This window comes from uncultured Sphingomonas sp. (assembly GCF_946477935.1).
In the GTDB taxonomy this organism is placed as follows: Bacteria; Pseudomonadota; Alphaproteobacteria; order Sphingomonadales; family Sphingomonadaceae; genus Sphingomonas.
In genome coordinates this window covers 1-3,605 of the sequence record NZ_CAMLAC010000301.1, presented here as the reverse complement: position 1 = coordinate 3,605, position 3,605 = coordinate 1, and the positions used below count along the sequence as shown (strand labels likewise).

Annotated in this window: 4 protein-coding genes; 3 read left to right on the top strand and 1 reads right to left on the bottom strand. The window is 62.9% G+C overall.

All coding sequences use genetic code 11. From position 1 onward, the window contains the following. Positions 1 to 499: glycosyltransferase (locus Q0U08_RS18820; RefSeq protein ID WP_298093266.1), on the top strand; the 499-nt coding region annotated here is incomplete at its 5' end. A gap of 583 nt (positions 500 to 1,082) precedes the next feature. Further along, positions 1,083 to 1,259 (top strand): Flp family type IVb pilin, encoded by a 177-nt coding sequence (locus tag Q0U08_RS18815; protein WP_298093264.1) that lies wholly within the window; start codon positions 1,083 to 1,085, stop codon positions 1,257 to 1,259. Between the two features lie 98 nt (positions 1,260 to 1,357). On the opposite strand, the gene Q0U08_RS18810 is transcribed toward Q0U08_RS18815, so the two are convergent. Beyond that, positions 1,358 to 1,627, bottom strand: coding sequence for a hypothetical protein (locus Q0U08_RS18810; RefSeq protein WP_298093263.1), 270 nt, complete (start codon positions 1,625 to 1,627; stop codon positions 1,358 to 1,360). Positions 1,628 to 1,875: 248 nt separating this feature from the next. Between Q0U08_RS18810 and Q0U08_RS18805 the strand changes: the two genes are divergently transcribed. After that, positions 1,876 to 3,605 (top strand): calcium-binding protein (locus tag Q0U08_RS18805; RefSeq protein WP_298093261.1); only part of this gene is annotated, 1,730 nt, incomplete at its 3' end.

Sequence of the window (3,605 nt, the reverse complement as noted above, 5' to 3'; positions counted from 1 at the left end):
GTCGTCCTGCGCGGCCAAACTGGTGATCGTCGGCGCGGCGGATCATCAGGACGATTACGCCAAGTCGCTGCTGGCGCGGGCAGGGGGCCGGGTGGTGTTTGCGGGCGTACAGTCGCGCGCCACGTTGCGCTGCCTGTATGAGCGATGCGCGCTGTTCGTCATGCCGTCCTACCACGAAGGATTGCCGATCGCGGCACTGGAGGCGGCGAGTTGCGGCGCGAAGATGCTGCTCAGCGACATTCCGGCGTGCCGGGATATCGGCCTGCCGGCACGCAACTACTTCCCCACCGGCGACGTGGCGGTGCTGACCGAGCGACTGAACGAGGATTGTGGGTCGCTGACGATCGACCATGGGCAGATCCGGCGCCGCTTTTCTTGGGACAAGGCGGCGCAGGATACGATGACCGTGTACCGTGCGGCGCTGAGCGCCGATGCCGAGCCGACCGCGGCGCCCGAGACGGCGCGCGCCGAGTGGGACGAACGACCCGCCAGGACCTGATCGGCGGGTGGGGAGCCGGCGGGGTACTAGGTCTCCCGCCGCGCGCCACTTACCAGTATTGTAACCGCAATCGCGCGAGCGATGCCCCTCGACAGGTCGGGGGGCATTGCCTGTTCGTATGACGAGCCGTGGCCGCAGGACGGAGGCGCCGCTTCGATCCGTGGAATGGTGTGAGTAAATCTGCCTGATTGCAATTACATAGCTGATCTTTGCGACAGTTGCTCGCAAGATCGTTTGCTAAAGACATGTAGTGAAGAAGATCGCTAGTCCCGAACCCGACTGATAAGTCGAGCCCGGAACCAGTGATGATTCCAGCTTTGGAAGCACGGGAAGCCAAAGGCTATGCAGGATCGGGTCGTTGCACAAGCGGCAAGGCAAGGCCTTTCAGAAAAAGAATTATTTGTAGAAAACTATCGTTGCATTTTAGTGCTATGTCTTTGTTCCAATCAAGCTAAGTATTGTATGGAACTGACTTGCTGAACGTCTTTATGTTTCTCTTAACTGGGCGAGGCATAGACGGATCATCGCTTTCCGGGGTTTCCGGCCAAGCTGAACGCTGATGATCTTGAAACTGGAGCCAGACATGCAAGCACTTCGTGCTATTCTGAAGAACAGCAAGGGCGCGACGGCCATCGAATATGGTCTGATTGCTGCCCTCATTGCTGTTGCCGCCATTGCGACGATGACAACGCTAGGTGAAAACCTGAACAAGACGTTCAGCAATGTGTCGGACAATCTTGTCAAGGCCGACGAAGAGTAATCATCCCGACGCGATGATGTAAAACTTCGTCATGCGGGCGTCGGATCAAGGATCCGGCGCCCGTATTGCCTGAATATTTGCGTGCACGGTAGCGTCGTTCACAGACGCTGGCGTATCGCATCGAGATCGGCAGGCGCTACTGGCCCTTCGATCCGTATCCCGTCCGCAACGCGCAGCGCCCGCGCGATTTTGGGCCGCCATGCGTCTTCCGCCCATTCCCAACTGCGGATTTTCCATCCGCTTCCTTCCGGCATGATGTCGAAGGGGGGGCGCTCATCCGGGATCTGGGAAGCCTTCGCATCGGCATCCAGCGACAGGGTACCGGCCATGGCAGGCGCAGCGGCGAGCAGCGTGCGGCGGTTCATCATCGAGGCCTCCACAATCCATATAGGTTAACGCGTTGAAATCCATGCGTATACACGCACCCGAAAGGGCTATGATCTAGATCAGGCTTCGGGGGTGGGCAGCAGTGTCATCGCGCATCGGCAACGTGCGCGCCATGAGGCCGCGGCTGACCGGCTTGTCCGCGCGACCGATCGCCAGAACAGAACAACGGCAGCATCGAGGGGCGGCGGGATGAGCCTTTCATGTCTCATGCACGGGGTCTGTTGAAGTCATGGCTAATTTCTACGTCTCGCCGACCGGGGCCGGCGACAAGAGCGGCAAGGATATCGCCAACGCCGCATCGATCGGATCGATGAACACGCTGATCGGCAAGGCCGGCCCGGGGGGGCAGGTGCTGATGATCGCCGATCAGGGCGACTATAAGCCCGCGAGCATCATCGGTATCTCCAAGGGTGGCGTGGACGGCGCACCGGTGACGATCCGGGGCATCGATTCCCGGGGTGAGCCGATGGAGGCGCGCATCACCGGCACGCGCGATACGAGCTGGACGGCGGGCGACGCGCAAGGTGGCGAGATCTTCAAGCTGGGCGCGGGTGCCAATCATCTGGTGTTCGAGGATCTGCAGATCGACCATGCCGGCACCGCGTTCCGGGTGACCGCCGATATCGCGAACCTGACCATCCAGCGGGTCGATGCCGCCAATATCGGGCGCTTCTTCGAAAATCTGGCGAGCGGGACGAGCGCGACCGCGACGATCGCCGGGCTGACCATTCGCGACGTGGATGTGGCGGGCTTTTCGCGCACCGCGATCCGTCTGCAATATGACACGCATGACGTGACGATCGCGGATGTGACCATCGACATGGCAGGGCAGACCGGTGACGGCATGCCCGCCGGGCTCCATCTGGACGGCACCGTCCATGATGTGACGGTGCGCGGCGTGACGGTGGAGAATGTGCTGAGCACGACGGGCACCTATCTGAACGGCGACGGCTTCGCATCCGAACGCGGCGTATATGACGTGACGTTCATCGACACGGTGGCGCGCGGCAACAGCGACGGCGGCTATGACCTGAAGTCGGAGAACACGACGCTGCTGCGTACGCTGTCGGAGGAGAATGGCCGCAACTACCGTTTGTGGGGATCGGCGACGCTGACCGATGCGGTGGGGCGCAATCCGGTATGGCGTGGGGGATCGTCGGAGCAGAACCAGTTGTGGCTGGACGCCGCCGCCAGGGTGACGGTGACCGGCGGCAGTTTCGAGGACGCGGGGTCGCGGACCAAGGTGATCTCGTCGACGGGGCAACTGGTGCTGAAGGATGTGGCGATCACCCATTCGGTGCTGGCGACAGCGATGACCAAGGCCAGCGAGGCGGGGCTGTCCGGATGGGACAGTGTGACCGAGACGGTGGTCGTCGATGGCGGGCAGGCCTCGGCCGGACAGACGCGGTTCGAGCCGGCGCGTGATGCGGCGGTCGCACCGGTGGCGCCGCCGCCGCCGGTGGCCGACACGCTGGTTGGGACGCGTGGTGCAGACGTGTTCCGCATCGACCATGAAGGCGACCGTGTCACCGAAGGCGCCAATGGCGGCGAGGACCGGGTGGAGGTGACGCTGGACAGCTATACGCTCGGCGCGAACCTGGAGAATCTGGCACGAATCGGCAGTGGCGCCTTTACGGGTACGGGCAACGCGCTGGCCAATGCCATGACCGGCGGGGCGGGTGATGACCGGTTGAGCGGGCTGGACGGCAACGACGTGTTGGATGGCGGTGCGGGACACGACACGCTGCTGGGCGGCAACGGTGTCGACGTGTTGAACGGCGGCAAGGGCCAGGACGTGCTGATCGGCGGATGGCAGGCGGATACGCTGGCCGGGGGGGCCGACAATGACGTGCTGACCGGCGATGTCGAATGGGTGAACGGCAAGGGTGCCAATGATGCGCTGGACGGCGGGGATGGCGACGACCGGTTGATGGGCGATGCGGCGACGCTGTTTGGTAG

What these genes read in the sequence shown, in the direction of transcription:
- Q0U08_RS18810 (WP_298093263.1), bottom strand. Translation starts at nt 1,627, where the DNA reads ATGATGAACCGCCGCACGCTGCTCGCCGCTGCGCCTGCCATGGCCGGT.
- Q0U08_RS18815 (WP_298093264.1), top strand. Translation starts at nt 1,083, where the DNA reads ATGCAAGCACTTCGTGCTATTCTGAAGAACAGCAAGGGCGCGACGGCC.